At 46.8% G+C, this 26,610-nt stretch carries 33 protein-coding genes; 12 read left to right on the top strand and 21 right to left on the bottom strand.

All coding sequences use genetic code 11. The features are described from left to right. The first annotated feature begins 8 nt into the window (after positions 1–8). The 8 genes from rplU to rsfS all read left to right on the top strand — a co-directional run bounded on the left by rplU (position 9) and on the right by rsfS (position 4,325). Positions 9–317: a 50S ribosomal protein L21 gene (gene rplU, locus HDCHBGLK_RS15380; protein WP_004606034.1), complete on the top strand. Its 309-nt coding sequence runs from the start codon at positions 9–11 to the stop codon at positions 315–317. Between the two features lie 14 nt (positions 318–331). Next, a complete protein-coding gene (locus HDCHBGLK_RS15375) occupies positions 332–664 on the top strand; it encodes a ribosomal-processing cysteine protease Prp (RefSeq protein ID WP_004606035.1) in 333 nt (110 codons plus the stop codon). 5 nt (positions 665–669) lie between these two features. Continuing rightward, a complete protein-coding gene (rpmA, locus tag HDCHBGLK_RS15370) occupies positions 670–954 on the top strand; it encodes a 50S ribosomal protein L27 (protein ID WP_004606036.1) in 285 nt (94 codons plus the stop codon). Positions 955–1,113: 159 nt separating this feature from the next. Further along, positions 1,114–2,397: a GTPase ObgE gene (gene obgE, locus HDCHBGLK_RS15365; RefSeq protein WP_004606037.1), complete on the top strand. Its 1,284-nt coding sequence runs from the start codon at positions 1,114–1,116 to the stop codon at positions 2,395–2,397. A 27-nt stretch (positions 2,398–2,424) separates the two neighbouring features. Beyond that, complete coding sequence (gene yhbY, locus HDCHBGLK_RS15360) at positions 2,425–2,715, top strand: ribosome assembly RNA-binding protein YhbY (RefSeq protein WP_004606038.1); 291 nt, start codon at positions 2,425–2,427, stop codon at positions 2,713–2,715. 50 nt (positions 2,716–2,765) lie between these two features. Next, the gene (gene nadD / locus HDCHBGLK_RS15355) at positions 2,766–3,386 is read left to right on the top strand and encodes a nicotinate-nucleotide adenylyltransferase (protein WP_004606039.1); all 621 of its coding nucleotides are present in this window, start codon (positions 2,766–2,768) and stop codon (positions 3,384–3,386) included. Then, positions 3,383–3,970 (top strand): bis(5'-nucleosyl)-tetraphosphatase (symmetrical) YqeK, encoded by a 588-nt coding sequence (yqeK, locus tag HDCHBGLK_RS15350; protein ID WP_004606040.1) that lies wholly within the window; start codon positions 3,383–3,385, stop codon positions 3,968–3,970. The genes nadD and yqeK overlap by 4 nt, the downstream gene beginning before the upstream one ends. A 1-nt stretch (position 3,971) precedes the next feature. Further along, positions 3,972–4,325: a ribosome silencing factor gene (rsfS, locus tag HDCHBGLK_RS15345; protein ID WP_004606041.1), complete on the top strand. Its 354-nt coding sequence runs from the start codon at positions 3,972–3,974 to the stop codon at positions 4,323–4,325. A 136-nt stretch (positions 4,326–4,461) separates the two neighbouring features. Here rsfS and lexA read toward each other — a convergent pair whose 3' ends face one another. Further along, positions 4,462–5,079, bottom strand: coding sequence for a transcriptional repressor LexA (gene lexA, locus HDCHBGLK_RS15340; protein WP_009248517.1), 618 nt, complete (start codon positions 5,077–5,079; stop codon positions 4,462–4,464). A 232-nt stretch (positions 5,080–5,311) separates the two neighbouring features. On the opposite strand from lexA, the gene HDCHBGLK_RS15335 reads away from it, so the two are divergent. Both HDCHBGLK_RS15335 and HDCHBGLK_RS15330 read left to right on the top strand, forming a co-directional pair. Beyond that, positions 5,312–5,671 (top strand): LysM peptidoglycan-binding domain-containing protein, encoded by a 360-nt coding sequence (locus tag HDCHBGLK_RS15335; RefSeq protein ID WP_004606043.1) that lies wholly within the window; start codon positions 5,312–5,314, stop codon positions 5,669–5,671. 290 nt (positions 5,672–5,961) lie between these two features. Next, the gene (locus HDCHBGLK_RS15330; RefSeq protein WP_004606045.1) at positions 5,962–7,020 is read left to right on the top strand and encodes a tyrosine-type recombinase/integrase; all 1,059 of its coding nucleotides are present in this window, start codon (positions 5,962–5,964) and stop codon (positions 7,018–7,020) included. Positions 7,021–7,025: 5 nt separating this feature from the next. Here the strand turns inward: HDCHBGLK_RS15330 and HDCHBGLK_RS15325 are convergent, their stop codons facing one another. The 4 genes from HDCHBGLK_RS15325 to HDCHBGLK_RS15310 form a co-directional block, all read right to left on the bottom strand. Then, a complete protein-coding gene (locus tag HDCHBGLK_RS15325; protein WP_004606046.1) occupies positions 7,026–7,796 on the bottom strand; it encodes an ABC transporter permease in 771 nt (256 codons plus the stop codon). Then, positions 7,793–8,680 (bottom strand): ATP-binding cassette domain-containing protein, encoded by an 888-nt coding sequence (locus HDCHBGLK_RS15320; RefSeq protein ID WP_004606047.1) that lies wholly within the window; start codon positions 8,678–8,680, stop codon positions 7,793–7,795. The genes HDCHBGLK_RS15325 and HDCHBGLK_RS15320 overlap by 4 nt, the downstream gene beginning before the upstream one ends. Before the next feature lie 92 nt (positions 8,681–8,772). Beyond that, complete coding sequence (locus tag HDCHBGLK_RS15315) at positions 8,773–10,338, bottom strand: sensor histidine kinase (RefSeq protein WP_004606048.1); 1,566 nt, start codon at positions 10,336–10,338, stop codon at positions 8,773–8,775. A 2-nt stretch (positions 10,339–10,340) separates the two neighbouring features. After that, on the bottom strand, positions 10,341–11,045 hold the full coding sequence (locus tag HDCHBGLK_RS15310) for a response regulator transcription factor (RefSeq protein ID WP_009248518.1): 705 nt from the start codon (positions 11,043–11,045) through the stop codon (positions 10,341–10,343). Positions 11,046–11,207: 162 nt separating this feature from the next. Here HDCHBGLK_RS15310 and HDCHBGLK_RS15305 point away from each other — a divergent pair, with 162 nt between their 5' ends. Beyond that, the gene (locus HDCHBGLK_RS15305) at positions 11,208–11,942 is read left to right on the top strand and encodes a tRNA 2-thiocytidine(32) synthetase TtcA (RefSeq protein WP_009248519.1); all 735 of its coding nucleotides are present in this window, start codon (positions 11,208–11,210) and stop codon (positions 11,940–11,942) included. 157 nt (positions 11,943–12,099) lie between these two features. On the opposite strand, the gene HDCHBGLK_RS15300 is transcribed toward HDCHBGLK_RS15305, so the two are convergent. The 8 genes from HDCHBGLK_RS15300 to HDCHBGLK_RS15265 all read right to left on the bottom strand — a co-directional run bounded on the left by HDCHBGLK_RS15300 (position 12,100) and on the right by HDCHBGLK_RS15265 (position 18,635). Beyond that, positions 12,100–12,744 (bottom strand): cytidylate kinase-like family protein, encoded by a 645-nt coding sequence (locus HDCHBGLK_RS15300; protein WP_009248520.1) that lies wholly within the window; start codon positions 12,742–12,744, stop codon positions 12,100–12,102. An 83-nt stretch (positions 12,745–12,827) separates the two neighbouring features. Then, positions 12,828–13,742, bottom strand: coding sequence for an RluA family pseudouridine synthase (locus HDCHBGLK_RS15295; protein WP_004606053.1), 915 nt, complete (start codon positions 13,740–13,742; stop codon positions 12,828–12,830). Then, complete coding sequence (gene lspA / locus HDCHBGLK_RS15290; RefSeq protein WP_004606054.1) at positions 13,720–14,229, bottom strand: signal peptidase II; 510 nt, start codon at positions 14,227–14,229, stop codon at positions 13,720–13,722. Before lspA ends, HDCHBGLK_RS15295 begins: the two co-directional genes overlap by 23 nt. Positions 14,230–14,241: 12 nt before the next feature. Further along, on the bottom strand, positions 14,242–14,997 hold the full coding sequence (locus HDCHBGLK_RS15285) for a YlmH family RNA-binding protein (protein ID WP_004606055.1): 756 nt from the start codon (positions 14,995–14,997) through the stop codon (positions 14,242–14,244). Between the two features lie 2 nt (positions 14,998–14,999). Continuing rightward, positions 15,000–15,554, bottom strand: coding sequence for a cell division protein SepF (locus tag HDCHBGLK_RS15280; RefSeq protein ID WP_004606056.1), 555 nt, complete (start codon positions 15,552–15,554; stop codon positions 15,000–15,002). 24 nt (positions 15,555–15,578) lie between these two features. Then, complete coding sequence (locus tag HDCHBGLK_RS15275; RefSeq protein WP_004606057.1) at positions 15,579–16,274, bottom strand: YggS family pyridoxal phosphate-dependent enzyme; 696 nt, start codon at positions 16,272–16,274, stop codon at positions 15,579–15,581. A gap of 17 nt (positions 16,275–16,291) precedes the next feature. Beyond that, positions 16,292–17,665, bottom strand: coding sequence for an HlyD family efflux transporter periplasmic adaptor subunit (locus HDCHBGLK_RS15270; protein ID WP_004606058.1), 1,374 nt, complete (start codon positions 17,663–17,665; stop codon positions 16,292–16,294). 22 nt (positions 17,666–17,687) lie between these two features. Further along, entirely contained in the window at positions 17,688–18,635 is a 948-nt protein-coding gene (locus HDCHBGLK_RS15265) for a TIGR01212 family radical SAM protein (protein WP_009248524.1), read from the bottom strand. An 82-nt stretch (positions 18,636–18,717) separates the two neighbouring features. Between HDCHBGLK_RS15265 and HDCHBGLK_RS15260 the strand changes: the two genes are divergently transcribed. Then, positions 18,718–18,918 (top strand): DUF378 domain-containing protein, encoded by a 201-nt coding sequence (locus HDCHBGLK_RS15260; protein ID WP_009248525.1) that lies wholly within the window; start codon positions 18,718–18,720, stop codon positions 18,916–18,918. A gap of 67 nt (positions 18,919–18,985) precedes the next feature. On the opposite strand, the gene HDCHBGLK_RS15255 is transcribed toward HDCHBGLK_RS15260, so the two are convergent. From HDCHBGLK_RS15255 to mreD, 8 genes are read right to left on the bottom strand one after another with little or no spacing between them, the layout of a single operon-like run. After that, complete coding sequence (locus HDCHBGLK_RS15255; protein WP_004606061.1) at positions 18,986–20,014, bottom strand: D-alanyl-D-alanine carboxypeptidase family protein; 1,029 nt, start codon at positions 20,012–20,014, stop codon at positions 18,986–18,988. After that, positions 19,998–20,393 carry a methylglyoxal synthase gene (locus HDCHBGLK_RS15250; RefSeq protein WP_004606062.1) on the bottom strand — a complete coding sequence of 132 codons (396 nt, stop codon included), beginning with the start codon at positions 20,391–20,393 and terminating at the stop codon, positions 19,998–20,000. The genes HDCHBGLK_RS15255 and HDCHBGLK_RS15250 overlap by 17 nt, the downstream gene beginning before the upstream one ends. A gap of 14 nt (positions 20,394–20,407) precedes the next feature. Beyond that, positions 20,408–21,532, bottom strand: a complete 1,125-nt coding sequence (locus HDCHBGLK_RS15245) for an FtsW/RodA/SpoVE family cell cycle protein (protein ID WP_004606063.1) — start codon at positions 21,530–21,532, stop codon at positions 20,408–20,410. Next, complete coding sequence (locus HDCHBGLK_RS15240; RefSeq protein ID WP_004606064.1) at positions 21,529–21,741, bottom strand: cell division topological specificity factor MinE; 213 nt, start codon at positions 21,739–21,741, stop codon at positions 21,529–21,531. Before HDCHBGLK_RS15240 ends, HDCHBGLK_RS15245 begins: the two co-directional genes overlap by 4 nt. Before the next feature lie 12 nt (positions 21,742–21,753). Further along, positions 21,754–22,545, bottom strand: a complete 792-nt coding sequence (gene minD / locus HDCHBGLK_RS15235) for a septum site-determining protein MinD (protein WP_004606065.1) — start codon at positions 22,543–22,545, stop codon at positions 21,754–21,756. Further along, positions 22,527–23,117: a septum site-determining protein MinC gene (locus tag HDCHBGLK_RS15230; protein ID WP_004606066.1), complete on the bottom strand. Its 591-nt coding sequence runs from the start codon at positions 23,115–23,117 to the stop codon at positions 22,527–22,529. The genes minD and HDCHBGLK_RS15230 overlap by 19 nt, the downstream gene beginning before the upstream one ends. A gap of 37 nt (positions 23,118–23,154) precedes the next feature. Further along, positions 23,155–26,097: a penicillin-binding transpeptidase domain-containing protein gene (locus HDCHBGLK_RS15225; protein ID WP_039909527.1), complete on the bottom strand. Its 2,943-nt coding sequence runs from the start codon at positions 26,095–26,097 to the stop codon at positions 23,155–23,157. Further along, complete coding sequence (gene mreD, locus HDCHBGLK_RS15220; protein WP_004606068.1) at positions 26,090–26,608, bottom strand: rod shape-determining protein MreD; 519 nt, start codon at positions 26,606–26,608, stop codon at positions 26,090–26,092. The genes HDCHBGLK_RS15225 and mreD overlap by 8 nt, the downstream gene beginning before the upstream one ends. Positions 26,609–26,610: the final 2 nt, after the last annotated feature.

Below are 26,610 nucleotides of genomic sequence, written 5' to 3'. Positions count from 1 at the left end.
GGTGCCATATGTACGCGATTATAGCAACAGGTGGTAAACAGTACAAAGTAGCCGAAGGCGATATCATTAAAGTAGAAAAACTTGGTGTAGAGGCCGGAGAGACTTATACATTTGACCAAGTACTTGCAGTAAGCGATAACGGATTAAAAGTTGGAAATCCAACCGTTGAAGGAGCAACAGTAGAGGCTTCTGTAGTTGAGAACGGAAAAGCGAAGAAAGTCATTGTTTACAAGTATAAGAGAAAAACTGGATACCATAAGAAAAATGGTCACAGACAGCAGTATACTGCAGTAAAAATTGACAAAATCAATGCTTAATTTGGAGACAATCCATGATTCATGTAACCATTTATGAAAATGACAGAAAAGAATGCATAGGCTTCCAGACCAAAGGACATGCCGAATATGACGAGATGGGACAGGATATCGTATGTGCAGCCGTTTCCGTGCTGGTCATTAACACGATGAATGCCATTGAGTTATACACGGATGACGAGGTGTCGGTACTTTCCGACGAGGAGGAAGGGATCGTTTCCTTCCACGAGAATGGCGCGCCCTCCAAGGAGGCAGCGTTGCTGTTAAAGACTATGATTCTTGGTCTTAGAGAAATGGCGGATGATGAGAACTATGCAGAATATATTGATTTAACATTCGAGGAGGTGTAACAACCATGATGAAATTAAACCTTCAGTTTTTCGCTCATAAAAAAGGTGTTGGTTCTACAAAGAACGGCAGAGACTCTGAATCTAAGAGACTGGGCGCTAAAAGAGCGGATGGACAGTTTGTAAAAGCTGGCAACATCCTCTACAGACAGCGTGGAACAAAGATCCATCCAGGAATCAATGTTGGCCGTGGCGGAGACGATACATTATTCGCGCTGGTTGATGGCGTTGTAAGATTTGAGAGAAAAGGAAGAGATAAGAAACAGGTTTCTATCTATCCGGTTGCTAAATAATAACAGTCTACTAAGAAGAGTGCTGCAGATAACTGGTTCTGGTTATAAGGCAGTACTCTTTTTTTAGCGGTCAGGATGGGGATGGCAAATAGCCGTTCCTTATGATATAATATACAGGATATTGGGGAAAATAAGCAAAAAAAGAAAGAGGAACATTATATGTTTGCAGACAGAGCAAAGATATTCATAAAATCAGGAAAAGGCGGTGACGGACACGTCAGTTTCCGCCGGGAACTCTATGTGCCAAACGGCGGGCCTGACGGCGGCGATGGCGGAAGAGGCGGCGATGTCATCTTTGAAGTGGATGAGGGGCTGAATACTCTGCAGGATTACCGGCATAGGAAGAAATATGCCGCAAAAGATGGAGAGCAGGGCGGTAAGCGCAGATGCCACGGCAAGGATGCGGAAGATATCGTGCTGAAGGTGCCAGAGGGAACCGTCATCAAAGAATCGGAATCCGGCAAGGTAATTGCCGATATGTCCGGAGACAACCGTCGGCAAGTGATCTTAAAAGGCGGAAGAGGCGGCCTGGGAAACCAACATTTCGCAACGTCTACCATGCAGATTCCCAAATATGCCCAGCCCGGACAACCTTCCCAGGAATTGTGGGTGAATCTGGAGTTGAAAGTGATCGCGGATGTGGGCCTTGTGGGATTTCCCAATGTAGGAAAGTCCACGCTTCTATCCAGGGTGACCAATGCGGATCCGAAGATTGCCAACTATCATTTTACCACGCTGAATCCAAACCTTGGCGTTGTGGACTTGCCTGATGGCAGGGGATTCGTGATGGCGGATATCCCAGGGCTGATTGAAGGCGCATCCGAAGGAGTCGGCCTGGGCCATGAATTCCTGCGCCATATTGAGCGCACCAAATTGATGATCCATGTGGTAGATGCCGCTGGTACGGAAGGCAGGGACCCGGTTGATGATATCTATAAGATCAACGCGGAATTAGAGGCCTATAACCCGGATATCGCCAAACGGCCGCAGGTGATCGCAGCCAACAAGGTGGATGTCATATACCCGGAGGGGGAAGATCCGATCCAGAGGCTGAAAGATGAATTCGAACCTAAGGGAATCCGTGTCTTCCCGATATCCGGCGTTACCGGAGCGGGAATCAAGGAACTTCTCTACTATGTATCCGACAGGCTGAGCGAGCTGGATCAGGCGCCAGTGATCTTCGAGCCGGAATATTTCCCGGAAGAAGAACTGATCCACGAGAACCTCCCATATACCGTCGAAAAAGAAGACGATATCTATGTGGTAGAAGGCCCAAAGATCGAGAAGATGCTGGGCTATACCAACCTGGACTCGGAGAAAGGCTTTGCCTTCTTCCAGAAGTTCTTAAAGGATACCGGAATCCTGGACGAACTGGAGGATGCCGGCATCCAGGAAGGCGATACGGTGCGGATGTACGGGCTGCAGTTTGATTATTATAAATAGCGAAATAGAACAGGAGAATGACAGACGATGACGACAAAGCAAAGAGCATACCTAAAAAGCCTTGCAATGACAATGGACCCGATCTTCCAGATTGGGAAGAACAGCATGACGCCAGAACTTACCAAAGCGGTTACGGAGGCGCTTCAGGCACGGGAACTGATCAAGATCAGCGTGCTGAAGAATTGTGCCGATGATCCCCGGGACCTGGCGGATATGATGGCGGACCGCACCAAATCCCAGGTCGTGCAAGTGATCGGGAAGAAGATTGTCTTATATAAGGAAGGAAAAGAGAAGAATAAGAAGATACAACTGCCTTAATATCCCTCAGCATTGCGGAGGCTTCATGTGGCAGAGCGAGGCAGATAATTATGAAGATTGGAATCATGGGAGGGACATTTGATCCGATCCATAACGGGCATCTTATGCTGGGACAGGCTGCATATGAAACATTCCATCTGGATCAGATATGGTTCATGCCCAATGGGCATCCTCCCCACAAAGACAGAAATACAATTGAATCCGACGTAGATGACCGGATCGAGATGGTGAGACTGGCAATCGGCGGAAAGGAAGAATTCCGGCTGGAACTGTATGAGGCATGCCGGAAGGAAGTATCTTATAGCTACAGTACGTTGGAATTTTTTAATAAGATATATCCGGAGGATGAGTTTTATTTTATCATCGGCGCGGACTCGCTGTTTGCCATCGAGACTTGGGCACATCCGGAACGGATATTTCCAGCCTGTACTGTACTTGCCACCTACCGTGACGAGATCAATACCAGGGCGGAGATGGAAGCGCAGATCCAGTATCTGACGCAAAAATACGATGCCCGGATCTGGATTTTGGCAACGCCTTTGATGAGCGTATCGTCAAGCGAGCTAAGAAGAGAGATTAAAAGAGGCAAGTCGATCGCAGCCTATGTTCCATCCAGCGTGGAAGACTATATTATCAGAAATCATCTGTATGAGAGGAATGGCAGCATATGAATCAAAAGATAACCAGAATACGCCGTAAGCTGATGGCGGAACTGGACAAAGAGCGTTATGAGCATACCCTGGGCGTCATGTATACCGCCGCGTCCATGGCAATGAGCTACGATGCGGACATTGATAAGGCGCTGATGGCAGGACTGCTCCATGACTGCGCCAAATGTATTTCCGGCGAGAACAAGATCAAGCTCTGCGACAGATACCATCTGAGCGTTTCAGAAGTGGAGAAGGCCAACCCCAGCCTGCTGCACGCGAAACTGGGGGCTTTCCTGGCGGCAAAGAAGTACCATGTAGACGACAAGGAGATTGTGAACGCCATTGCCAGCCACACTACCGGAAGGCCGCACATGTCGCTGCTGGAGAAGATTATTTATATCGCCGATTATATCGAGCCTGGCAGGGAAGAACTTCCAAATATGGCGGAAGTACGGAAACTGGCTTTTCATGATATCGATGCCTGCCTGTACCGTATATTAAAGGATTCGCTGGTATATCTTGACAGCAGGAACATCCCGATTGACCCTATGACAGAGAAATCATATCAATATTATAAAGACAAATTAGATCAGAAGGAGGAATAGCATGGAACAAGCAAAGGAAATGGCACGCGTCGCGTTCGGGGCGCTGGAAGATAAAAAAGGAGAAGACACCTGTGTCATTGATATCTCGCATGTCTCGGTACTTGCAGATTATTGTGTTATATCCAATGGGAACAGCGACAGCCAGGTAAGAGCCTTGGTTGACAACGTGGAGGAAAAGATGCACAAGGCCGGGTTTACCCAGAAGCAGGGAGAAGGACGAAATGGCGGCTCTTGGGTGCTTCTGGATTACGGCGATATTATCGTCCATGTATTTGACAGGGAAAACAGAGAATTTTATAACCTGGAGCGCATTTGGAGCGACGGAAGACGATTCGACGACATAAAAGATTTATAGGCTGAATGAGGAAAGAACCGTAGAGGAAATTTTAAAGGAAGCCCGTAGTCCGGCAACTATAGATCAACGATATTTAGAGATCTGTAGTTGCCGGACTACGGGCTTTCTTATCATTAGGAATAAATAATCTTGTGGATTACGAAAGGAAACGGAAGACTCCGATAACTTTGCCAAGTATCTGGACCTCTTTTACGATAATTGGATCCAAGGCATCGTTCTCGGGCTGCAAGCGAAAGACGCCTTCTTCTTTGAAAAAGCGCTTCACCGTTGCGCCGTCCTCAACAAGGGCGACAATCACCTCGCCGTTGCGGGCGGTCTGTCTTTGCTCCACAAGAACAAGATCTCCGTCAAAGATGCCTATATTAATCATGCTGTCGCCTTTGACGCGCAGCATAAATGTCTGGTTATTAGGCATGAATTCCATGGGAATCGGGAAGTAGTTCTCGACGTTCTGCTCGGCAAGCAGCGGCTCGCCTGCGGCAACCCTGCCTACCATTGGCACGTTGACCATCTCCCTGCGGGTGAAGTTAAAAGATTCATCCAGTATCTCTATCGCTCTTGGCTTCGTCGGATCCCTGCGTATGTAGCCATTCTTCTCCAGCGTCTCCAGGTGGGAGTGGACGCTGGAAGTGGACTTGAGATGCACAGCCTCGCATATATCACGCACCGCAGGCGGAAAGCCTCTTTCCAGTATCTGTGATTTTATGTATTCTAATATTTCCTGCTGCTTCGGACTAATCTTACCCTGAGCCATAGAAACCTCCTTATATATTGCCTGTATCATGCGTTCTGTAATTATTTGGTTATATTTTATCATAGCAGATTACAAAAAGCAAACAAATGTTTAGAAAATATGTTCGAATATTTCCTTGCCAAGTATTGACAAACATGCGTTCGAGTTGTATAATCTAAAACATAGAACAGATGTTCACAAACAAATGTTTTCGCACGAGGGGATAAGGGATAGTTAAGAAGGAGAGGATACTATGGAGAACAGCAGATTACATGTGGCAAGGAAAAGACAGAGACAAGTATTTATGAAGAAGTTAATATTAGGTTTTGCGGGCTGTGCGCTTGTATTGGCCTTAAGCGTTATTTTGAGTAATGGATTTGTAGACGCCCATGGCAATTCCACGGAGTCTCCGGTCAGACATAAGTATTATAAGAGTATTGAGATCGCATCCGGCGATACTTTATGGGATATTGCAAAAGAATATATGAATGAAGACTATGATTCTATCTATGCTTACATCGATGAACTGAAATATATTAACGGACTGACATCCGATGGTATTCAGGAAGGCCAGTATCTTACAGTCGCATACTATGATACGGCGTTCAGGTAATCGCTTTGCATGCCGTCTGTATAGTTTATTTATTACGGTATATAGGAGTTAATCATCTTATATATATTATACTCACCCAATTTGCGGCGTCCGGCAGCGATGGAGTTATTCCTTTGCTGTCGGACGCTTGCCTTTTGATTGGGCAAGGCTCTATAAGAGCATATCTGTCGATAGAAATATATCTATACGACAAATACTGATTTTTCCAAAAGATATAGACGGAGGAAACGGGATATGCTATAATATGATTAATAATTGTAAGGTATAAATAACAATAAGGAGGTTTCCTCATGGCTGAATCAAAGTCATATCATGAACAAGTACAGGTGGAACAGACAATAAGGCTAAGGGAAGTCTTAAAGACGCTGCCGCCGTTTGCAAAAGATTTCTTCCGGGCCATTGAGCCAAAGTCATCCGCAAAGACGCGGATTAATTATGCCTATGATATTCGGGTCTTTTTTCATTTTCTTATGGAGAATAATCCTACATATAAGAATTATTCCATAGATCAGTTTACCTTAGGTGACCTTGAACGGCTGGAGCCGGTGGATATTGAGGAATATATGGAATACCTGAAGGTCTACATACGTGACGACGAACTGGTGACCAATGGGGAGAAAGGCCTTTCCCGCAAGATGTCGGCTCTTAGAAGTTTCTATAACTATTATTTCAAGCGTCAGGCTATCTCCAGGAACCCGACTTTGCTGGTGGATATGCCAAAACTTCATGATAAGGCGATTATCCGTCTGGATGCGGATGAGGTCGCCTTGCTTCTGGATTTTGTAGAGAACTGCGGAAACGAACTGTCCGGACAGGCATTGAACTATTATAAGAAGACGAAGGACCGTGATCTTGCGATACTGACTCTGCTTCTTGGCACGGGAATTCGTGTCTCCGAATGCGTCGGCCTTGACCTTACGGATGTAGATTTTAAGAATAATGGGATTACGGTTACGCGCAAGGGCGGCAACCAAATGGTTGTATATTTTGGGGAAGAAGTAGAAAAGGCTTTGAAGCACTATATTGAGGGCGATCGAAAGGCTGCTACTCCCCTCTCCGGCCACGAAAATGCCCTGTTTCTTTCCACACAGAAGAGGCGGATGGGCATCCAGGCGGTGGAAAATATGGTAAAGAAGTATGCCCGGCAGGTGACGCCGACGAAAAAGATCACTCCCCACAAGCTTCGAAGCACCTATGGCACATCTCTTTATAAAGAGACCGGAGATATCTATCTTGTGGCTGATGTTCTGGGACATAAGGATGTAAATACGACGAAGAAGCATTATGCGGCCATTGATGAAGACAGACGCCGCAAGGCAGCGTCTGCCGTGAAGTTAAGAGAAAGTTGACCATGTTATCCCACGGTCCTGCGATTTTTATAGTTCGCATACAGAAGAAGGATTCCGCTTATGGCTCCCATGAATAAAAAGGATTGTATCAGGGGCATAAAGTTGTAACTTCCGCCCTGCCACAGATCGATAAAGTCGCTGCTTACGTAAGACATGGGAAGAAGGGCGGCGATCTTCTGAAGGAATCCGGGAAGTTGGTCCGTCTGTATTCCCATCATCCCGCACAGGACCATGATTCCAAAATACAGGATCATTGCCAGTGCATAAGTAGGCCCGAACTTCCGAAAGATATTAGCCAGTCCGTGAGCTAGGATGAAGAAAATGACGCCCATCAGGTAGAGGCAGATGACCAGGGTGGCGGCCCCGGAAAAACTGGGGATTTCCAGATCCAGCGCCGTGTAGGACACCAAGGTATAGATTGCAAGCGCGGCAGTCAGAACGATGACCTGGGCAATGATTTTTGCCCGCATCATGAAACGCTCTGAGAAGCCGAATAACCCCATGCGAAGCGGAATATCATTCTCCAGTTCCTGTGAATAGGTAGCGGCATAGCCGAGAAAGATGATGGCCATCGGGGTTATCAGGGACATGGTGATAAAGATGGTCGTATTGGCCTGCGCAACCATGCTTTTCGGCACATCTCCTTTGATTGCATTGGTTATGATCAGCAGCATGAGAATCGGAAATACGATTCCGAAAAAGGAAGAAAAAGGATTCCCAATGATATTATAGATTTCATAGGCTACCAATTTTTTTGTGCTTTTCTTATTGTTCATGATACGCAAGCCTCCTTCTTGCCTTCATATGCCAGTTTGGCATTGGCAGACATAATCTCGATATCGCTGCAGCTCCGCTTAAAATTCACATTCGCGTTGATGAGAAGTTCTGCAAGCCTGTGCTCTGTCTCCTCTTTGGCACAGGAAAGGGCGATCAGATGCGCAGGGGAAGCCAGCTTGGGAAACGACTCAAGAAGACGTTCGTTTTCCTGAGTGCGGTCTACAATGAAGATCGATTTTCCGCAATATCTCCGGAACAGTTCATCCGTTCTTCCGAAGTCCACGACCTGCCCTTTATCCAGAATCAGCAGCTTATCTACCAGCATTTCTAGTTCCTCATAATAGTGGGATACAATGCATAGCGTATGGTTCTTTTTGTCCTTATACCAGGCAGATAATTTTCCCATCAGCCGCTGTCTGGTTTCAAAGTCCAGCCCCGAAGTCACTTCATCATAGAAGGTAAGGGGCGCATCCTGCATCATCACCAGAATGATCGTCAGCCTCTGCTTCTGCCCTCCGGAAAGCGCGGAATATCGCTTTCTAAGGCAAGGGCCGAATTCAAAATAGTCAATCAGTTCTTTTAGTTTCCCATCTTTCTTAATATCCGTATTGAGAACAGTTTCCATAATGACCTTTACGGGCATGGTTGAAGCATAATGATTCTGCTGCAGATGGGCCGCCATCTGTTCCGGCCTTAGGCTGGTCCGTATGGTTCCTCTGTAATGGGTCAGTCCCAGGATGGTGCGGACCAGCGTAGTCTTTCCCGCGCCGTTGGAGCCGATGATTCCTATCCGTTCTCCGGAGTCGATGGCAATAGGCTTTTGTATCTGCAAGGCCGTCTGTTTTCCATATTGCACCTGCAAGTTCTGTATGGTTACGAGCATTGTGATATGCCTCCTTTTCCTTTGATGCTGTTATTCTAGCATGATGATATGAATTTCCGATGAATATGGCGTAGAGGCTGTATGAAATCAAATCAGGGAATCCTAAGTATAGCCAGCACGCCGTCGGACTCGTTGACAATCTTTACGTCGCAGCCCAGGATCTGGGCATAGTAGGAAAGGATGTACAATCCCAGCCCACGCCCTTTCTTCTGTACGTCGCTGCTGACAAATGGCTCGTAGATATCAGGGAGCAGCGACTCTTCGATGTGCCCTCCATGGTTAAAAATCTTCAGGCACTTCTCTTCTAGCGTAACCTGGATCAGGTTGCCGGCAGGCGTGTAGGATACGGCATTGGATACCAGGTTGTCGACAATCTTCTTTAGCATATCCCGGTCCGTGCAGACGGGCCCGGATGCTCCCTCTATTTGGAATGTCAGGTTATTTGTGGATGCCTGTACTTGGTAACCCAGGACAATCTCATCTGCCAGCCCCTTTAGATCAAAGGACTCCTTCTCCATATGCTCGGTACAATGGTTCAGGTGCAGAATATCCTCCACAATCTTCTGCATAATCTTTAACTGCTGTTTTACTTGGGGAAGATACTTCTGGGTATCCTTATACTTGCCCACCTCATTCATCATGCCTTCTACCAGAAGAAGGGCCGCCGTAACCGGAGTCTTAAGCTGGTGGGAAGATGCGCGCAAAAAGACTTCCTGGCGCTTATTCTCCTGGGCCAGGGCCTGGTTCTTCTGCTCTAGGGCCTGATATTGGAGGCGCAGCTGCCCATACAATGCGTTCAAGGTGGCGCCCAGTTCTCCAATCTCGTCTTTGGAAGTGACGGATAGCGGCTCAATCTCCATATGTCCGGCCATCTTCACTTCTTCCGCATATTGTGCAAGGCGAATGACCGGAATCACGATCTTTCTGGAGAACATGCGGGAGGCGATAAGCACGATCAGGAATACCACAGCCATCAGCATAGGAAGGCTGCTTAATACCACCGGAGTAATTTCATTCATCTGCGGGGTCATCACCGGAAGGAAGGATAGGATCAGCGCGTCTGAAGTTCTTCCCGCCGCAATATAGGAAGTGTATTCATTCGTATCATCGATGATTCCTCCCTCAAATACGATGATATTGTCAGAGATAACGTGAGTCTTCACCTTCTTTTCCTTGAACGAGTCATCGTTTAAATCTTCATCCGCTTCCAGATGGATGTTGACTGGAAGATCTTTCAGGGATTCTTTATTGAGATTGAAGATAGATTTCATCCTATCTTTGTCGATATCCGGCAGCTGAATATCTTCCATATCGTCTCCCGAGGAAAATGCCTGCTGGATTTCCTGCAGAAATTCCTTTAACTCGGGCTCATCCGCCTGTACCGTAATCCGGAAGTTCTTTCCCGCGATATACACCGTGTCTCCGGAAAGGGGAATCTCCACGGACATGGAGCCGGTAGGATTCTTAACCGTCAAGCCTTTATAACTGCGGTTTTTCATATAGCCTTTTTGTACGTCTACTACGGACTTCAGGTCATCCTTTTTGGCATAATCCACGTATAGGGATGGCATCATAAAGCAGAAATAGACTACGACGAAGGCCATCAGGACTGCCGAGATCAGGACGCTGTAGCACAGAGTCTTCTTTGTCAGGCGCATTTTTAATTCCTCCCATCCTTTTCGCCAGGCGAGGCATACTGATAGCCTACGCCGATCACCGTCTTAATCAGGTTCATTGGCAGTTTTTTCCTTAGGTTTTTAACGTGGGCATCAATAATCCTGTCGTTTCCGATATATTCTTCATTAAATATCCGGAGAATCAGCTGCTCTCTTGTAAATACCCGCTGAGGCTCCTGATAAAGCGTGCTAAGAAGCAGGTACTCGCTTAGCGTCAGCGGAAGAGCCTGGCCATCATAATAAGCCTGATAAGCGTCCTGGTCTATGGAAAGTCCCTGCTCTGCCCTGTCCGTCTGATCCTTAATGCCTGGCGAAGTCCTGTTATGCGTGGTGCGTCTTAAGATGGTCTCCATTCTTTTTAACAGGATCAATGGGGACACCGGCTTGATGACATAGTCATCCGCATAGGCATTGAACGCCTTTACCTGCGTCTGCTCATCGTCCAGGGCTGTCAGCATGATGACGGCCATATCCGGATATTCCTGCCGAATATAGGCAAGGACTTCCAGCCCGCTTCTTTTGGGCACGATGATATCCAGCACCGCCAGATCAAAATTTTGGCTCTTAAGCAGAGCGACGGCTTCATCGCCGTCACAGGCTTCCGTGACTTCATAACGCTGCATTTTCATATATTCTGCCAATACTTCCCTGATGGTTGGCTCATCTTCCAGGAATAATATTCTTCGCATAAGTGCTTCTCCCTCTTTTTATTCATATTGATGCCATTATAACAGAAAGATATGAATTTCAAATGAAGAAGCTTAGATTCTTCTCTTTTTTCTTGTAAAATAGGCATGTATCATGTAATCTATATGTGGACTGACATTGAAGTTGGAAAGGACGGACATAGGATGAAATTACAGCAATTGTTGAGTTATACCAGAAAGGCCGTAGATGAATATGGCCTGATAGACGAAGGCGATCATATCGCCGTAGGAATCTCAGGTGGAAAGGACAGTCTGACGCTTCTGTACGCGCTCCATGGGCTTAGGCGGTTCTATCCAAAAAAGTTCGAGTTAAGCGCGGTTACGGTGGATCTTGGCTACAGCGAATGCGACTTTACCCCGGTCGTTTATCTATGCGAAGAACTGGGAGTTCCCTATAAGATCGTAAAGACGGATATCGCCCATATCCTGTTTGATGAGCGTAAAGAAAGCAACCCCTGCTCTCTATGTGCCAAGATGCGTAAAGGCGCTCTTAATCAGGCGGTCAAGGAGATGGGCTGCAACAAAGTAGCCTACGCCCACCACAAGGATGATATCATCGAGACCATGCTGCTGTCCCTGATATTTGAAGGACGCTTCTACTCCTTCTCTCCAAAGACCTATCTGGATCGCATGGATCTGACGGTGATCCGCCCGATCATGTTCGTAGACGAGGCAGAAGTGATTGGATTTAAGCAGAAGTATGATCTGCCCGTAGTGACCAGCCGCTGTCCAATTGATGGGTATACCAAGCGCCAGTACGCAAAAGAACTGGTTAAGCAGCTGGACGATGAGCATGCCGGCGCCAGGCAGCGGATGTTCACGGCAATACTGAACGGCAACATTAAGGGATGGCCTCCACGGATTCCCCATGTACGCTGATAATAAAACTCCGGTTACTAGCTTGGATAATAATTGATCACGATAAATATAAGATTGCTGAATTAGAGGCGATATTTATCTATCATAAAAGGGATCTCCCACCGCTGGATTTTATTCTAGCTATGGGAGATCCCTTTTTTACTTAAAATGTAGGATTCTATAATTTCTTGTCGCCTTCGCGCTCTTTAATCTCGATCAGCCTCTCGATCGCCTCCGCGGTGCCTTCCCTGCCCAGTACGGAACTGTCCAGGCAGATGTCATAACTCTCCGCCGCGCCCCATTTCTTATTGCTATAATAGTTATAGTAGCTGGCGCGCTTCTTATCGGTCTTGACAATCATATCTTTGGCTTTGGCGTCTGTCAAGTCATAGATGCGGGCAATCCTCCGGATACGGGAATCCAGATCTGCATGGATGAAGACGCTCAATACGTTGTCGTATTCTTCCAGAGCATAATCGGCACATCGCCCTACCAGAATGCAAGGGCCCTCATCCGCGATCTTTTTGATCGCGTCGAACTGAGCCAGAAATACCTTATGGTTAATCGGCATATCTGTATAGTTTCCTGAGGAATAACCCAGAGAATAGGTGTCCATTACCAGAGAATATAAAAAACTGTTGGTTGGTTTTTCGTCGTGAGTCTCGAATAACTCCTGGCATATGCCGCTCTCTTTTGCAGCACGGTCCAGCATCTCCTTATCATATAATTTAATGCCCAGGTCCTTGGCGACTTGATAGCCAATTTCCCGGCCGGCACTTCCAAACTGCCTGCCGATAGTGATGATCGTATTCGTTTTAGCCATACCAATCACGCTCCTCTTCATAATTATACAATCATTATATATCAATTAAGGGGAAATGTATAGAATTTTCTAATAGTTTTGGGCTAGGATTTCCTTAGTTTGTCTAACAATTCTATGAAATAAGCCGGAAGCGGGGCATTTACTTCCAGATATTCCCCGGTTCTTGGATGGATGATTCCAAGCGTCCTGGCATGTAGCGTCTGGCCCTGAAGAGGCGGGAAGGGGCACTTCTTCGGCCCGTATACGCCATCCCCCAAAAGCGGATGGCCCAGGCTTGCCATGTGCACGCGGATCTGGTGAGTCCGCCCGGTTTCCAGCTCGCATCGGATATAGGTATAGTCGCCAAAGCGCTCCAGCACCTGATAATGGGTAACCGCCTCTCTTCCATTCCTGCTGTGGATACTCATCTTCTTGCGCTCCGTGGGATGCCTGCCGATCGGGGCATTTACGGTCCCATACTCCTCCTTGATATTCCCGTGGACGATGGCGACATAGATACGCCGGATGGAGTGTTCTTTCAACTGCCTGGAAAGACTCTGATGCGCCATGTCATTTTTGCAGGCCACCAGTGATCCCGTCGTGTCCATATCGATCCTGTGTACGATTCCCGGCCTCATGGTGCCGTTAATGCCCGACAGATCCGAGCCGCAGTGGTACATCAGGGCATTCACCAGCGTCTGGCTGTAGTGCCCGGGCGCTGGATGCACGACCATCTGCTTTGGCTTATTGACAATGATGATATCCTTGTCTTCATAGAGGATGTCCAAAGGAATGTCCTCAGGCCGGATATCCGGCTCTTTTGCCTCCGGAAGGTCTATCTCTACCCTGTCACCCAAAGAAAGCCTGTAATTGGCTTTTACAGGCTTCTGGTTCACAGTCACATAGTTCTCTTTGATTAATTTCTGGATATAGGATCTGGAACGATCCGCCAATTCCTCGGAAAGATATCGGTCAATACGCTCTCCATCCTGATTCTCAACTGTGAAAAATTCTTTCAAGGTCTTCCTCCTTATAATAGATGAATACCAGAAGTATCAAGGCAACGGCAGATACCGTAACGTAGATATCCGCCATGTTGAAAATCGGAAAATCTATCAGCTTGAAGTAAAAAAAGTCGACCACATAATTCAGGCGGATTCTGTCAATACAGTTTCCAAAGGCCCCCGCCACAATAAATACGGCACATAGCCGAAGCGGCAGAAAACGCTTCTCCATAGGCACCTTGCGATAGAACCACAAGACGACAGCGCATATGACGATGACGCTTAGGAAAAAGAAGATCTTCTGGTTCTGAAACAGCCCGAAGGCCGCGCCCCTGTTCTCCAGATATTCCAGCTGGAATACTTCCTTGATGATGATAAAGGGGGACTGTCCCTTCAGCCGGTCAATCGCCAGGCACTTGGTAAACTGATCCAGGAATACCAGTACGGCTATGCCTATGACTGCTGCTATATAATGATTCGTTCTGCTTTTCTCTCTCAACATATTCTTCCTCTTCTAGATATATTTGCGGATGGATACCATATAACGGCCTTTCTTGGTCTCAGACAGGATGCCGTTATATCCTATCCGTCCCATCTTCCTGACAGATAGGATGTCTCCTTCTTTCAGACGGTATCCATTGCTGGTCACCAGTTTCCCATTTACAAACACCCTGGCTCCTTCGATGAGTCCGGTGATCTTGCTTCTGGATAGAGGATAGGCCAGAGAAAGCACGGTGTCCAGCCGCACCGATGCCACCGTCCCTTTTAACTCCTCATAACGCGGCTCATAAGAATCCTCGAATGCCGACAGAATAGAGGTCTTTACCGTAGTGTGGCGGATCCTGGTCAGATGTTCCATGATATATCCCGCCAGTTCCTCCTTGGCAAACAGAATGGCTTTTCCATCCTCGATCAGAATGTCGCCCAACTTGCACCTTTCAATTCCCAGGTTCATGACCGCTCCCAGATAATCGCGGTGGCTTAACTCCTCTGCGAATTTTCTGTTAACTGGTGAAATCTCTATAATCTGAATAGGGTACTGATAATCATAATAAAGAGCATCAGGTAGAAATGCAGCCATCTGACGCTCTGATAAGCCATATCCGCCATAAGTCTTATACTGGGATAAGAGCATGTCCTTTGGCGTGGTATGTAATATATTTAATTCATTCAGATTAAGAAACTCGGAGAATGTAACAATCTCCCGTGTATACGCGATCCTGGAAAGTTCGGCCAGGCGCTTCTGAAGCAGTAGTTCCTCTTTGTTCATAATCAGAACCTGGAACGCATAGAGGATGCGTCAAAAGAAGTGTTCAGCAGATCCTGCAAGTCTCCGGAAATGTCTACGTTGGTAGGCGTTACCAGGAATATGTAATTAGAAATCTTCTGCAGATTGCCGCTGATGGCAAATGTCGCGCCTGACGTAAAGTCAATAATACGCTGGGCCACTTCAAGATCCAATCCTTCGAGATTCAAGATCACGGTCCTTCCGCTCAGAAGGGTCTCCGTAATCTCGCGGGCATCGTCAACGGATGTAGGCTTGATTACGCATACTTCCATACTGACGTTGTTCCTTCTCGCAGGCTGGCGCATCGGGGTTACTTTATTGTTAGATCGGGAAGACCTGGACTTTGCCGGAAGCGCATAGTCGTCTTCGTAATCCTCCTCTTCGTCGTAATCTTTATAATCTTTAGATTTATGGAAGAGACTTTTCTTAGGCTTTTCTTCATAGTCGTCTTCATAGTCATCGTCAAAGAAATCATCGTCATCGTAATCGTCATCATCACTTAACTTCATGATATCTAAAAACTTATCTAATACTCCCATTTTAAAACTTCTCCTATCTTCCGTTTATACTTGAGCATAATCACGCGCACCAAAAATTCCGGTTCCCACACGGACCATCGTCGCGCCCTCTTCTATGGCAACCTGGTAGTCATTGGTCATACCCATGGAAAGAATACTCATAGTAATATTATCAACGTTTTTCTCTGCAATGTCAACAGATAATTTACGCAAACGTGCGAAAATCGGGCGGTTTTCCTCAGGATTATCTACAAAAGGAGCGATTGTCATGAGTCCTTTTACCTGAATATGGGAAAATCCTGCAATTTTATCAATAAATTCGAAAACTTCTTCCGGCATAAGGCCGAATTTGCTCTCTTCCTTGGCCACGTTGACCTCCAGCAGTACATTCGCTACCAGATCGCGCTTGGCAGCCTCTTTCTCAATCGCCTCTGCCAGCCTCAGGGAATCTACGGAATGGATCAGATCCACCTTATCAATGATATATTTTACTTTATTGCGTTGCAAATGACCGATCATATGCCAGTGGATATCCTGGGGAAGGAGATCATGTTTGTCTGACAGTTCCTGTACTTTATTTTCGCCAAAGATACGCACGCCCAGGTCATGAGCCTCCTTGAGGGTCTCCACAGGCTTCGTCTTGCTGACAGCGATCAGCGTGACCTCGTCCCGGCTTCTGCCGCAGCTGTGGCACGCAGCTTGAATCTTTGACTCTACTGCTTCCAGATTTTCCTTTAACATTTAAAATCACTCCTTTTTTAAAATACTACGTCATTTTCATGAACTTCGCTTCCGTCCAGCGCAATATGATCATAGTTAGCAAGTCCGTAATCATTGCCTGCCTCCACGATATAATAGTCTTCGCTTTCACACAGGATATGAATCTGCTTGAATACGGCATATCCTTTGTTAATATTATATACGCCTTTCAGGCTTTTGGTCTTCTTAAGCGGATAAGTCTCGGATCCGTCAGGCTCCCTTAAGGAAGTATTCTTGTCAAATACATTCGGGTCCAGATAGACCATTTTGTTCTCTTTATCCCTATAATAGACCTCCACATTTTTAAACTGGGCATCCTCTTTTCCATTATCGATCAGGACGCCGGTCTCCTTGCTGTTGCCCCCCTGCGTAAGATAGTTTTCCGGTACCAGATAGAACTTCTTGTCCGCCACGGAAGACTTGGGAATCTTAAGTCCCGACTCATCTTCCAATATCAGCTCCATATCCAGATATCTTTCTTCTGCATAGCGGATCATAGAAGTGTCGAATGTCAGGAATCCAAGGTTGGAATCTTTCGTATTATAGATGGAAAAGCCAGCAACCGCAGTCTCATTATCCTTGGAAAAACGGACCTTCACGCTTTTCATATCGGCCATTTCCTGGGCGGCATCATCATCCAGCAAGATGACAACCGTCCAGTTATTGTCTTTGATCAACTTATAGACCGGACTTCCCGCCTTTACCCGGCTATTGTTCTTAAGGCCGGTGGCCTGATAGTCCTTCTTGGCGATCATATCCTCCGTCACATCGCTGATCGTGGTATTCTCATATCCATCTGTAGAATACATGATGACTCCGTCTGAATCCGCCGAGTATATCTGCAGCCCTTCCATTCCTTCCGTGACCATCTCATCTAACTGGGACTGCCTGCTCTGGCTGGACTTGCTCTCCAGTATATTGGAGACGCTGTTCTTAAGCGTATACACGTCTGAAAACTGCTGCTCTTTAAAACTTTCGCAAAAAGACTGGGTCTTCATCAGTATGGAAGACTGTTCTTCTGAAGTCAGTTCCTGGGATTCGGAAGTGGCATCCGCAAATTCCAGTTTCTTGTCTGACAGCGTATAGACTCTGGTCTTAGCGCCCACCTTGCTGCCTTCCGGCGCAAAGTAGTTCACATAGCCGTCTGCCTCTGCATTCACCACCGTCTCGTCCCGGATGATCAGCCCCGTATACGCCGTATCCTTAAGGATGGAGCCTTCCCTGACTTCATAGGCAGATACATGCTTGTTGGTCAGATACATCAATACGGTCATCACCAGATAGATAAAGATTACGCCGAAGATGATGATGCCTATATTTATATTCCATTTTTTTCGATAAACTTGTATGTTCGTCAGTTTGTCCCTAGCCAAAAATATAGCCCCCTATTTATTGTCAGTCTAGCTGCTTTAGCGCTGCTCCGTTAAGATACTGGAATCGCCTGCCCTGAAAACTTCCCTCTTTCTTCATCCGGCTTAAAAATTCGTCCCGAAGTTTCCACCAGCTCGTCCCCCAATTGCAGAACACGGCATCCTTTTCTGGAATGCGGCTAAAGAGCCTCTCTATGGCAGTCGCGGGATCCAGATATTCCAGGAAGGCCATCAGCCGTTCCAGGTATTCCTCTTTTGAGCATAAAGTTATTGTACCATTTTCATAGTCATCGCACAACTGTGTGTTTTTCGCAATATACAGGGAATGAATCTTGACAACCGGAATCCGAAGCGCGGACAGGACCTTTGAAGTCTCTATCGTATCCAGCATATCATCTCCGGGGAGATTCAAAATTACATGGGCGCAGATCTCGAAGTCATATTGTCTTATGGCAAGCACGGCATCGATAAATTCTGCCAGCGTGTGGCCACGGCTGATAGACGCCAGCGTATGGCAGTTGGTCGTTTGAAGGCCCAATTCGATCGTGATGCCAATGTCATGCTCCCCTCGAATACGTTGAAGCACATCCAGGTACTCTGCTGTAATGCAGTCCGGCCTTGTGGAGATGGCAATCTCCGCAACATATGGCAACGAGGCCGCCTCACGCATATAGGCTTCAAACTTCTCAATCGGAAGGAACGTATTGGTATAATTCTGGAAATATGCAATAAACTTATGGGCATGATATTTCTTTTCAATATGCTTCCTTGTGACATTTAACTGCTGCGTAACAGGCGTCATGCAATCCATGGCCTCGAATCCGGTTCCTGCTTCCGCGCAAAAGGCGCAGCCGCTTCCCGCGATTCGGTTGGGGCAGCTGACGGGAAGATTTACCGGAAGCTTGTATACCTTTTCGCCATATTTATTTTTTAAATATTCAGAATAAGGGCAATATGGCAATTTTTCGTCCATCTGATAAAATATTCCTTTCTCTGTGTATAATTCAATCCGCTTTCGGCATACTAAGATTAGCATGAAAAAAGGAGGAACTCACATGAAATGGTTTGATAATACCGCTTTGACAATCGTGATTATAGGTGCAATCAACTGGCTTTTAGTTGGGATATTCCGATTCGATCTAGTAGCCTTCATCTTTGGCAATCTCTCCTGGCTATCCCGCATTATCTATACAATCGTTGGCTTATGCGGTCTCTATCTGATTAGTCTATATGGAAGAATCGGAAGCAATTCATAGCGTCAACGGTCATTCATAGCAAGAGGGGTATCCCATAGCGAGATGCCCCTCTTATACTCTATTTATCCTATGGAGTTCCATTATCTACATCACTCGCGGCCGCTGGTTCTTGCTGCCCTATCCCATTGATGATCGCTGTCATGTCTTGGTATAGCAGGGATTTTGTATCTGCTCCCATGACGATAGATATGTACGGCCTGCCGGAGGAATCCTTCTCCAAGAGAATCAGGCAGTTCCCGGCCGGTTCCGTGGTACCTGTTTTCCCTCCGATAATCGTCGCGCTCTGCGGAAGTTCGGCTTCCCCAAGCGCATAGAAATTGGTCTGCTTCCAAGCCACCTGACGCATTGTTTTGTCAGCGCCTGTTATATTTGCCGTATATTCTGCAGTATTAATAATATCCACAAACTCGTCGTGCTTGATACATTCATTGAAGATCAGGTAGAGGTCATAGGCCGTGGTATAATGGTTCTCATTATGTAGGCCGTTGCTGTTTAAAAAATGAGTTTTTGTGGCCATCAAGGCCTGGGCTTCCTCGTTCATCATCTGTGCGAACTGTTCTGAATTCCCGCCTATGTAGTCGGCGATAGCGACGGCGGCATCGTTGCCTGATTCCATCAATAGCCCATGCAGCAGATCGCCCAAGGTCATCTGATCCCCGGCCTTAATCCCGCAGGTCTTCTCATCCGCGGCAAAGTTTGCAGCATCTGCGTCTGCCTGTACGGTTACCATATCCGTAAGGTTCCCCTTCTTAAGGGCTACCAGCGCGGTCATAATCTTCGTGGTGCTGGCTGGATAGAGCCTGTCGTGGAGATTGTATGCAAAATCCACCTTCCCGTCCTCTACGTCAAACAAGCCTGCTGCATGAAGTCCGGCAGGATCAGGCGCGCCCTGGAACGCTACGTTTTCAGACGCCACACAAAGATCGGAGGCAAAGAGTTCGCCCGTGTACAGGTTTTTATTGTAATGTTCCGCTTCATAGGCCCTTACCACTTCCTGCGCCTTAAACTGCTGTCCTATCCGTGCGCATCCGGTCAGCAGGAATGCAGCCGATGAAGCAATCAGAATCCATTTTCCAAATCTACCGATACATTTCACGCCAGTCAAGATCCCCTCTGTCAATTGCTAATATGATCAGTTCCGCGGTAGCCAGATTTGTGGCCATGGGTATATTGTGCATGTCGCACAGCCGTATTACATCGTTCACATCCGGCTCATGAGGCTTCGGATTGTTCGGATCCCTCAGGAAGATCAAGGCATCCATATCATTCTGGGCAATCTGCGCCCCCAGTTGCTGCTTGCCTCCTAAAGGCCCGGCCAGATATTTGTGAATGTTCAGGTTCGTAACCTCTTCTATCAGCCGTCCGGTAGTGCCCGTGGCGTACAGTTCATGCTTGCTTAAGATTCCTCTGTATGCGATACAGAAGTTCTGCATCAGCGTCTTCTTGGAATCATGTGCTATCAAGCCAATATTCATTGTTTTTCAACTCCTTATTGATATTTTTTCGGCTGTAATCCGACATTTAAAACAAATCCGATACCTACGTACAGGCTGACTAGAGATGTCAGGCCATAACTTACAAAAGGTAAAGGAACTCCCGTATTCGGAAGCAGTTTTGAAGCCACGCCAATATTTATGAAACTTTGGAAGCCTATCAGGCCTCCTACCCCGCAGCATATGATCCTCCCTGCTAAGTCCTGCGATCGTATGCCCACTAGAATACATTGTATCACAATTAATAATAATAACGCAACAACTATACAACTTCCTACGAAACCAAGTTCTTCTCCGATGATGGCAAAGATGAAGTCTGTCTGAGGCTCTGAGATGAAATTGCCGTTCTTTACGGAAGTGGTCGTGTTATTATTGAGGCCCTTTCCTGTCAACTGGCCGGAACCGATGGCCATAACGGAATTCTTCTGCTGGTATGCCTCATCGCTTTCATACTTTTCCGGCTCAAGGAACGCCAGGATACGCTTCTGCTGATAATCCTTCAGAAGTTTCTGATCCGGCTGTACCACGATGCTTAGAAAAATGATCGCCACAGGCACCAGGATCAATAGGACCGTGCCGATGAACTTATAGCTTAATCCTCCAATATAGATCATTAGGCAGATGACCAGGGCCGTGCATATGGTGGTGGACAGGTTTGGCTCCACGATAATCAGCGCCAGCGGAATTGCGGAAAGTATCGCATACTTTATCAGAGTGACCTTATCGTTGATATCCTCTGCATGCATCATGATAAATTTGGCAAAGAACAGGATCAGCAGGATCTTGGCAAGCTCGGACGGCTGAAAGGTAGTGAATCCCAGGTCAATCCAGCGTGTCGCTCCATTAACCTTATCTCCGATCACCAGCACAGCACCCAGGATCAGCACGACGAATACATAAATGATCCAGTAAAAGTTCAGCACCCACACATAGTCGATCAAGGATACGATGACCATTGCGATAATCCCTATAATCATGCCGACAATCTGTCTTGACTGGTATACTTCTTTCGCGCTTCCAACGGCAAGCACGCCTAATATGGACAATGCGATGACCAGGACGACTAGATTGAATTTATAATCTTTTAAATGATATGGTTTTGTAAATCTGGGTAATCTCACGTTTCTTCTCCTGCAAATGTTATTACTACTTGTGTACGGTTAATCTCTACCTGAAAATCCTCTTCTGTAAGTTCCATGTACTTCGAAAGCGATTCGTACAGTTCCCTGCATATATTATCATAGGCATCCGGCGTACAGAAAACCCGGTCTGAAGTGACCAGCGCTTTCAGCCGATTCTTTGCGATTGAGACAGAAGACTTTCTTAACATCTTTGACTCCTCCTAATCTTTCTTGAATAAATGTGAAAGTTTGGAAAAGAATCCGGAATTGTTTTCCAGTTCTATAAATGGAACCTCAATTCCCATAATACGTTTGCAGATATTAAGATATGCCTTTCCTGCTTTTGAATCAAGCCCTACCACGGGTTCTCCCTGGTTGGTGCCGATTACCACCTGCTCATCATCGGGAAGGGCGCCGATCAGGGGAACGGACAGAATCTCTGTTACGTCGTCCACCGACATCATATCGCCGCGCTTCACCATATCCATGCGGATCCGGTTGATGATCAGGTCTATCTTCTTAAGCTGGTTGCTCTCTAGCAGACCGATGATGCGATCGGCATCACGGATCGCCGATACTTCCGGGGTTGTGACCACGATGGCGCGGTCAGCGCCTGCAATGGCATTCTGGAATCCCTGCTCGATTCCTGCCGGACAGTCCAGAAGTATGTAGTCGAATTCGTCCTTTAACTGGGACGTCAGTTTTTTCATCTGTCCGGGAGAGATTGCTGTCTTGTCCTTCGTCTGCGCAGAAGGCAGCAGATAGAGGTTCTCATATCTTTTGTCACGGATCAAGGCCTGTTTTAGCCGGCATGTTCCTTCAATGACATCTACCAGGTTGTAGACGATCAGATTCTCAAGTCCCATGACTACGTCCAGGTTTCGAAGGCCCAGATCGGTGTCGATCACGACTACTTTTTTATCAAATTTGGATAACCCTGCTCCTATATTCGCGGTTGTTGTGGTCTTGCCCACGCCGCCTTTTCCTGATGTGATTACGATAACTTCGCCCATGAATAACTTCCTCCTATAACTGGTTTTACTTCATTATCTCCAATACGAAGCTTTGTGGGCCTCATATGAAGTGCTGCTATGACTGCATCGCAGTCGCCGGCGACGCCGGCAACTACGGTTCCGTAGATGGTTCCCGTCACGACGACATTGCCTTTGGATATGACTTTGGCGCCTTCTTCTACGTCGCCTACGATGACGATGCTTTTTTCAGATTCCAGAATCTGTCTTCTTCTCAGGGTACCTTTATAGAACTGTCCGTCTCTTTCATGGATGGTTTCAAGGCTTTCATCCAGCATCCGCTTGTGGAGCCGTTCCGTATAAGTATTCTTCTCAATGATGCATAGTATCCGTATCTTAGCAGCATCCTGTATGACTTCTGCCATACGCTGCTCTTCCTCTTCTGTGAAAGTACGGCCTTCAAATTCGACAGCCATGTCAGCATGATTGAAAAAATGTGCTGACGACTCGAACTTTTCTCTCACCTCCGGCAATAGCTCTTCATAGGGCATGTCCGGATCAAAGTATATGGTGATGCCGTATTTGTTACTCTTAATGAGTACCGGGTCTTTCACATACGCTCATCCTTTCTGTCGCTCTCTCTTCTTTTTATTAATCTCCAACTGTCGCGCCTGCACTGATATCTGCGGCTGTTCCGGTAAGAATCTCTTCTTCCGGCGTTATCTGATAATAGTATTCCATTATGTCGTTCCCTACTTCTGCGGCATAGGTCGAACTGTATCCATTCGCAATCCTTATGGCAAATGCCACCTGCGGGCTGTCGCTAGGAGCGAATCCTACGAACAGCGCATGGTCAGGATGCGTTTCGCTTTGCTGCGCAGTACCCGTCTTGCCAAACAGTTTGACATCACTGGCGTTCAGCTTGGTAAACAGATTGCTGTGGGCGACTGACACCACGTTTCGCATTCCGTTATGGACTGCGTTCCAAGTGGATGGCGCCACGTCGGTCATGGTATTTAGAACGGATGGCTCATAATCCTTGACAGTCTTGCCATCTACGGACGTAATCTTATCAATCAGGCTTAGCTTGTAAACAGTGCCCTTGTTGGCTACTGCGGTAATATACCGCGCAAGCTGGCTGGTAGTATAATTATTCGTACCCTGTCCGATTGCGGAAGGTACGGAAGACTTATCGGATATCTGCGGCTCGGATTCCGGGATCTCAAGACCCGAAGTCTCTCCCAGGCCGAATTCCATCGCGTATTTCTTCAAAGTATCGGTACCCAGGTCACTGGAATAGTAGGCATTGGTCGCGCCGCCTTCTGCATTGTCAGAGCCAATCTGCGACAGGCCGTTATCTTTCAGGCTCATCCGGTATCCCACTTCATAGAAGAAACTGTTGCATGAATTCTCAATGGCGCCTTCCACATTCAGACTGCCGTGAGCCATGGGATAGATCCAGCATTTGGGGTTTGGCGACACCTTCTTGTAGATTCCATGGCATGGAAGGTAAGTATTGTTATCAATCACGCCTTCCGTCAGGCCTGCCACGGCCACCATAGGCTTGTAAGTAGAACCTGGAGCCGTCTTTTCCTGCGTCGCGTTATTATAGAATGGCCGGGCCTGATCGGTCACCAGTTTGTTGTAATAATTGGAATCCATGGTATTGGCAAGCCTGTTATTGTCGTATCCGGGATAGGATACGCAGGCCAGTACCTCGCCGCTTGTCGTATCCGTCATGACCAGCGAGCCGGTACAAGGCTCCAGCGCCAGCTGGCCGGGAGTAATCTCCAAAGTCTCTATCTTGCCCCTTAAAAAGTCATAGGCGCCAATGCTTCCGGAATTCAGGCCGTTATACTGGTCCTCGTCATAAGTAAGAATTCCCTGCTCATACAGCATCAGGCATATCTGGCGTCCGGTGATGGCTCCTGATTTGATCATGTAGCGGTACACCAGCTTGTTGAAACTGTTGTCGGAATCGATGTAATCCATAATATATGATACGATTCCCTGATAAAGTTCGTTGGAATCGGAATATTTCCCCTTGGAGGATACATAGTCTTTTAATAGAGACGTATCAATCCAGTTCTTGGAAATCGCATAATTGAGATAGGTATATATATTGATGGATTCCTCATCCTTCCACGCTTTATAGGTTGCGTCGTTGGTGTCAATGGCATCCGGCATGATCACGCCTGTGGTGTCGGTCAGCACATCAGAGACGATGTAGGTCAGGTATGCCTGTATCTCCTTTGGCATATCCTTATATGCGCCTGCATTGGGATCCTTTAGGATATCCGATAGCTGGCTCTTTACTTCTTCCTTACGGGCAGTAAAGATGGAATTCACCTCCTGCTCGGCAGGCTTTGCATCCTCCGCGCCAAAATGATTCATATCCAGAATATCATTGCTAATGAATGCATTGTAAACATCCCCGATCGGGATGATAACGTCGCTTCCGTCATCTACCTGATTCCGGTTAAAATCAAGCGTATTCTGGATCTTTGCCAGAAGAATGCCGGCCAGTTCCTGTTCCAGAATATGGTATGCCGCCTTCTGGAGGTTGGCATCGATGGACAGGTATACGTCATTTCCAGCCTTGGGGTCTTTTCCCTTAACCATTTCGATCACCTTGCCCACACTGTTGACGTACAGCTTGACCTCCCCTTTCTTTCCCTGGAGGGAACTGTCAAGCGTCTGTTCCAGCCCTGATTTGCCAATGGTGTCGATCAGGGAGTACTCCTCCTGCTCTTCCTTACTCAACGCATCATATTCTTCCTGGGAAATCTGTCCGGTATAGCCAATGATATTAGAAAAGCATTTGCTGTCCGCATAGCGGCGCAAAGATTCTTCTTCAATATTGATTCCCTGAAGCGTGTCCAGATTCTCCATGACATCTGCTACCGTCTCGTCACTTACGTCTTCCGCGATGGTGGTCGCGATGTATTTCTGGAATCCGTTTAACGACATGGCATAACGGACGTTGACCAGTTTCAGGACTTCTGATTTTTCCATCTTCTTCTGGTTGATTCCGTAGCCGTTGAGCTCATCGGTACAAAGATAATCCACAAGACCCGCCGCAGAGATGCTCTTCTGCTTGTCCGACAATTCATCTATGGTCTTCTTGCCAAACACATCCGCTATGAATCTCAGCCTCTGGGTGTCATTCTCCGCAATGTAGATATACTCGTTATTGTTGTCCAGGATAATGCCGAAATCATTGATTACGGTGTCTCCATTGGACTCCACCATTCCGATCACAGTGGAGATGACCTTGTTCAGTTCTTTATTTTTCTGCTTGATGCTGTCATAATCTCCGTTGTCTTCAATCGTAACCGCATAGGCCAGTTCATTGTAAGCCAGGAGGACGCCGTTGCGGTCATAGATTTTGCCGCGGGTTCCCTGGACCTCCTTGGTCTTTTGGATCTGAAGCTTATAATCGTCAAAATAATCCTGTCCTTTTACAATCTGTAGATAGAACAGCCGCTGTAACAGAATGGCGGACATGATGCAGAACACGATAATGACGACGAATATACGGGATTTTACAACTTCATATATTCCGGATTTGATCCGGTCCCATAAACTATACAAATTTGCTTGCACTCCTTTGTTCTTCTGCTTCCAGTTTCTTGTTGATGTGTAATATGATCTGATACAGAACCAATGTTATCAGAATGGTATATACCAGTTCCGGCAGAATGATATGTGTCAGACAATTGGTAAAAGCGAAATTTCCCTGAAGCATGTACAGGCAGAAATACGTCACCAGCCCATAGATCAGTTCGCTTGCGCCGATAAGCGCGATCGGCAGCTTGATATCATCATCATAGAACAGGCGTCTGAAGAAGCCGTTCAGGTATCCGATCACCGCAAACAGCAGCATATAAAAGCCCAGGGCGCTGCCCCAGAATATGTCCACCAGAAGGCCGGATACAAATCCTACGGCCATTCCTTCCTTCTTCCCCCGCATGAAGCCAAAAGAAGAGGTGACGATAATCAATAGGTTGGGCTTGATGGACGCAAAGGACAGCCGGTGGAATATGGTGCATTCCAGCAAGAAGCAGATCACTATAATAATAAAGGTTATGATCTTTCTTTTCATGG

It is taken from the genome of [Clostridium] scindens ATCC 35704, from assembly GCF_004295125.1.
In the GTDB taxonomy this organism is placed as follows: domain Bacteria; phylum Bacillota; class Clostridia; order Lachnospirales; family Lachnospiraceae; genus Clostridium_AP; species Clostridium_AP scindens.
The sequence above is the reverse complement of the archived record's forward strand: the minus strand, read 5'-3'. Positions and strand labels throughout refer to the sequence as shown.

Excerpts from the sequence above, each read along its gene's own strand:
- HDCHBGLK_RS15325 (WP_004606046.1), bottom strand. The coding sequence starts at position 7,796 with ATGAACAATAAGAAAAGCACAAAAAAATTGGTAGCCTATGAAATCTAT.
- yqeK (WP_004606040.1), top strand. The coding sequence starts at position 3,383 with ATGAATCAAAAGATAACCAGAATACGCCGTAAGCTGATGGCGGAACTG.
- HDCHBGLK_RS15280 (WP_004606056.1), bottom strand. The coding sequence starts at position 15,554 with ATGGGAGTATTAGATAAGTTTTTAGATATCATGAAGTTAAGTGATGAT.
- HDCHBGLK_RS15240 (WP_004606064.1), bottom strand. The coding sequence starts at position 21,741 with ATGTTAAGAAAGTCTTCTGTCTCAATCGCAAAGAATCGGCTGAAAGCG.
- rplU (WP_004606034.1), top strand. The coding sequence starts at position 9 with ATGTACGCGATTATAGCAACAGGTGGTAAACAGTACAAAGTAGCCGAA.
- HDCHBGLK_RS15375 (WP_004606035.1), top strand. The coding sequence starts at position 332 with ATGATTCATGTAACCATTTATGAAAATGACAGAAAAGAATGCATAGGC.
- obgE (WP_004606037.1), top strand. The coding sequence starts at position 1,114 with ATGTTTGCAGACAGAGCAAAGATATTCATAAAATCAGGAAAAGGCGGT.
- HDCHBGLK_RS15300 (WP_009248520.1), bottom strand. The coding sequence starts at position 12,744 with ATGGCTAAAACGAATACGATCATCACTATCGGCAGGCAGTTTGGAAGT.
- HDCHBGLK_RS15320 (WP_004606047.1), bottom strand. The coding sequence starts at position 8,680 with ATGCTCGTAACCATACAGAACTTGCAGGTGCAATATGGAAAACAGACG.
- minD (WP_004606065.1), bottom strand. The coding sequence starts at position 22,545 with ATGGGCGAAGTTATCGTAATCACATCAGGAAAAGGCGGCGTGGGCAAG.
- HDCHBGLK_RS15275 (WP_004606057.1), bottom strand. The coding sequence starts at position 16,274 with ATGTTAAAGGAAAATCTGGAAGCAGTAGAGTCAAAGATTCAAGCTGCG.
- lspA (WP_004606054.1), bottom strand. The coding sequence starts at position 14,229 with ATGTTGAGAGAGAAAAGCAGAACGAATCATTATATAGCAGCAGTCATA.
- HDCHBGLK_RS15265 (WP_009248524.1), bottom strand. The coding sequence starts at position 18,635 with ATGGACGAAAAATTGCCATATTGCCCTTATTCTGAATATTTAAAAAAT.
- HDCHBGLK_RS15315 (WP_004606048.1), bottom strand. The coding sequence starts at position 10,338 with ATGCGCCTGACAAAGAAGACTCTGTGCTACAGCGTCCTGATCTCGGCA.
- mreD (WP_004606068.1), bottom strand. The coding sequence starts at position 26,608 with ATGAAAAGAAAGATCATAACCTTTATTATTATAGTGATCTGCTTCTTG.
- HDCHBGLK_RS15285 (WP_004606055.1), bottom strand. The coding sequence starts at position 14,997 with ATGAACAAAGAGGAACTACTGCTTCAGAAGCGCCTGGCCGAACTTTCC.
- lexA (WP_009248517.1), bottom strand. The coding sequence starts at position 5,079 with ATGGCTCAGGGTAAGATTAGTCCGAAGCAGCAGGAAATATTAGAATAC.
- HDCHBGLK_RS15250 (WP_004606062.1), bottom strand. The coding sequence starts at position 20,393 with ATGAATATTGGCTTGATAGCACATGATTCCAAGAAGACGCTGATGCAG.
- HDCHBGLK_RS15260 (WP_009248525.1), top strand. The coding sequence starts at position 18,718 with ATGAAATGGTTTGATAATACCGCTTTGACAATCGTGATTATAGGTGCA.
- HDCHBGLK_RS15335 (WP_004606043.1), top strand. The coding sequence starts at position 5,312 with ATGGAGAACAGCAGATTACATGTGGCAAGGAAAAGACAGAGACAAGTA.
- rsfS (WP_004606041.1), top strand. The coding sequence starts at position 3,972 with ATGGAACAAGCAAAGGAAATGGCACGCGTCGCGTTCGGGGCGCTGGAA.
- HDCHBGLK_RS15330 (WP_004606045.1), top strand. The coding sequence starts at position 5,962 with ATGGCTGAATCAAAGTCATATCATGAACAAGTACAGGTGGAACAGACA.
- HDCHBGLK_RS15310 (WP_009248518.1), bottom strand. The coding sequence starts at position 11,045 with ATGCGAAGAATATTATTCCTGGAAGATGAGCCAACCATCAGGGAAGTA.
- HDCHBGLK_RS15305 (WP_009248519.1), top strand. The coding sequence starts at position 11,208 with ATGAAATTACAGCAATTGTTGAGTTATACCAGAAAGGCCGTAGATGAA.
- nadD (WP_004606039.1), top strand. The coding sequence starts at position 2,766 with ATGAAGATTGGAATCATGGGAGGGACATTTGATCCGATCCATAACGGG.
- rpmA (WP_004606036.1), top strand. The coding sequence starts at position 670 with ATGATGAAATTAAACCTTCAGTTTTTCGCTCATAAAAAAGGTGTTGGT.
- yhbY (WP_004606038.1), top strand. The coding sequence starts at position 2,425 with ATGACGACAAAGCAAAGAGCATACCTAAAAAGCCTTGCAATGACAATG.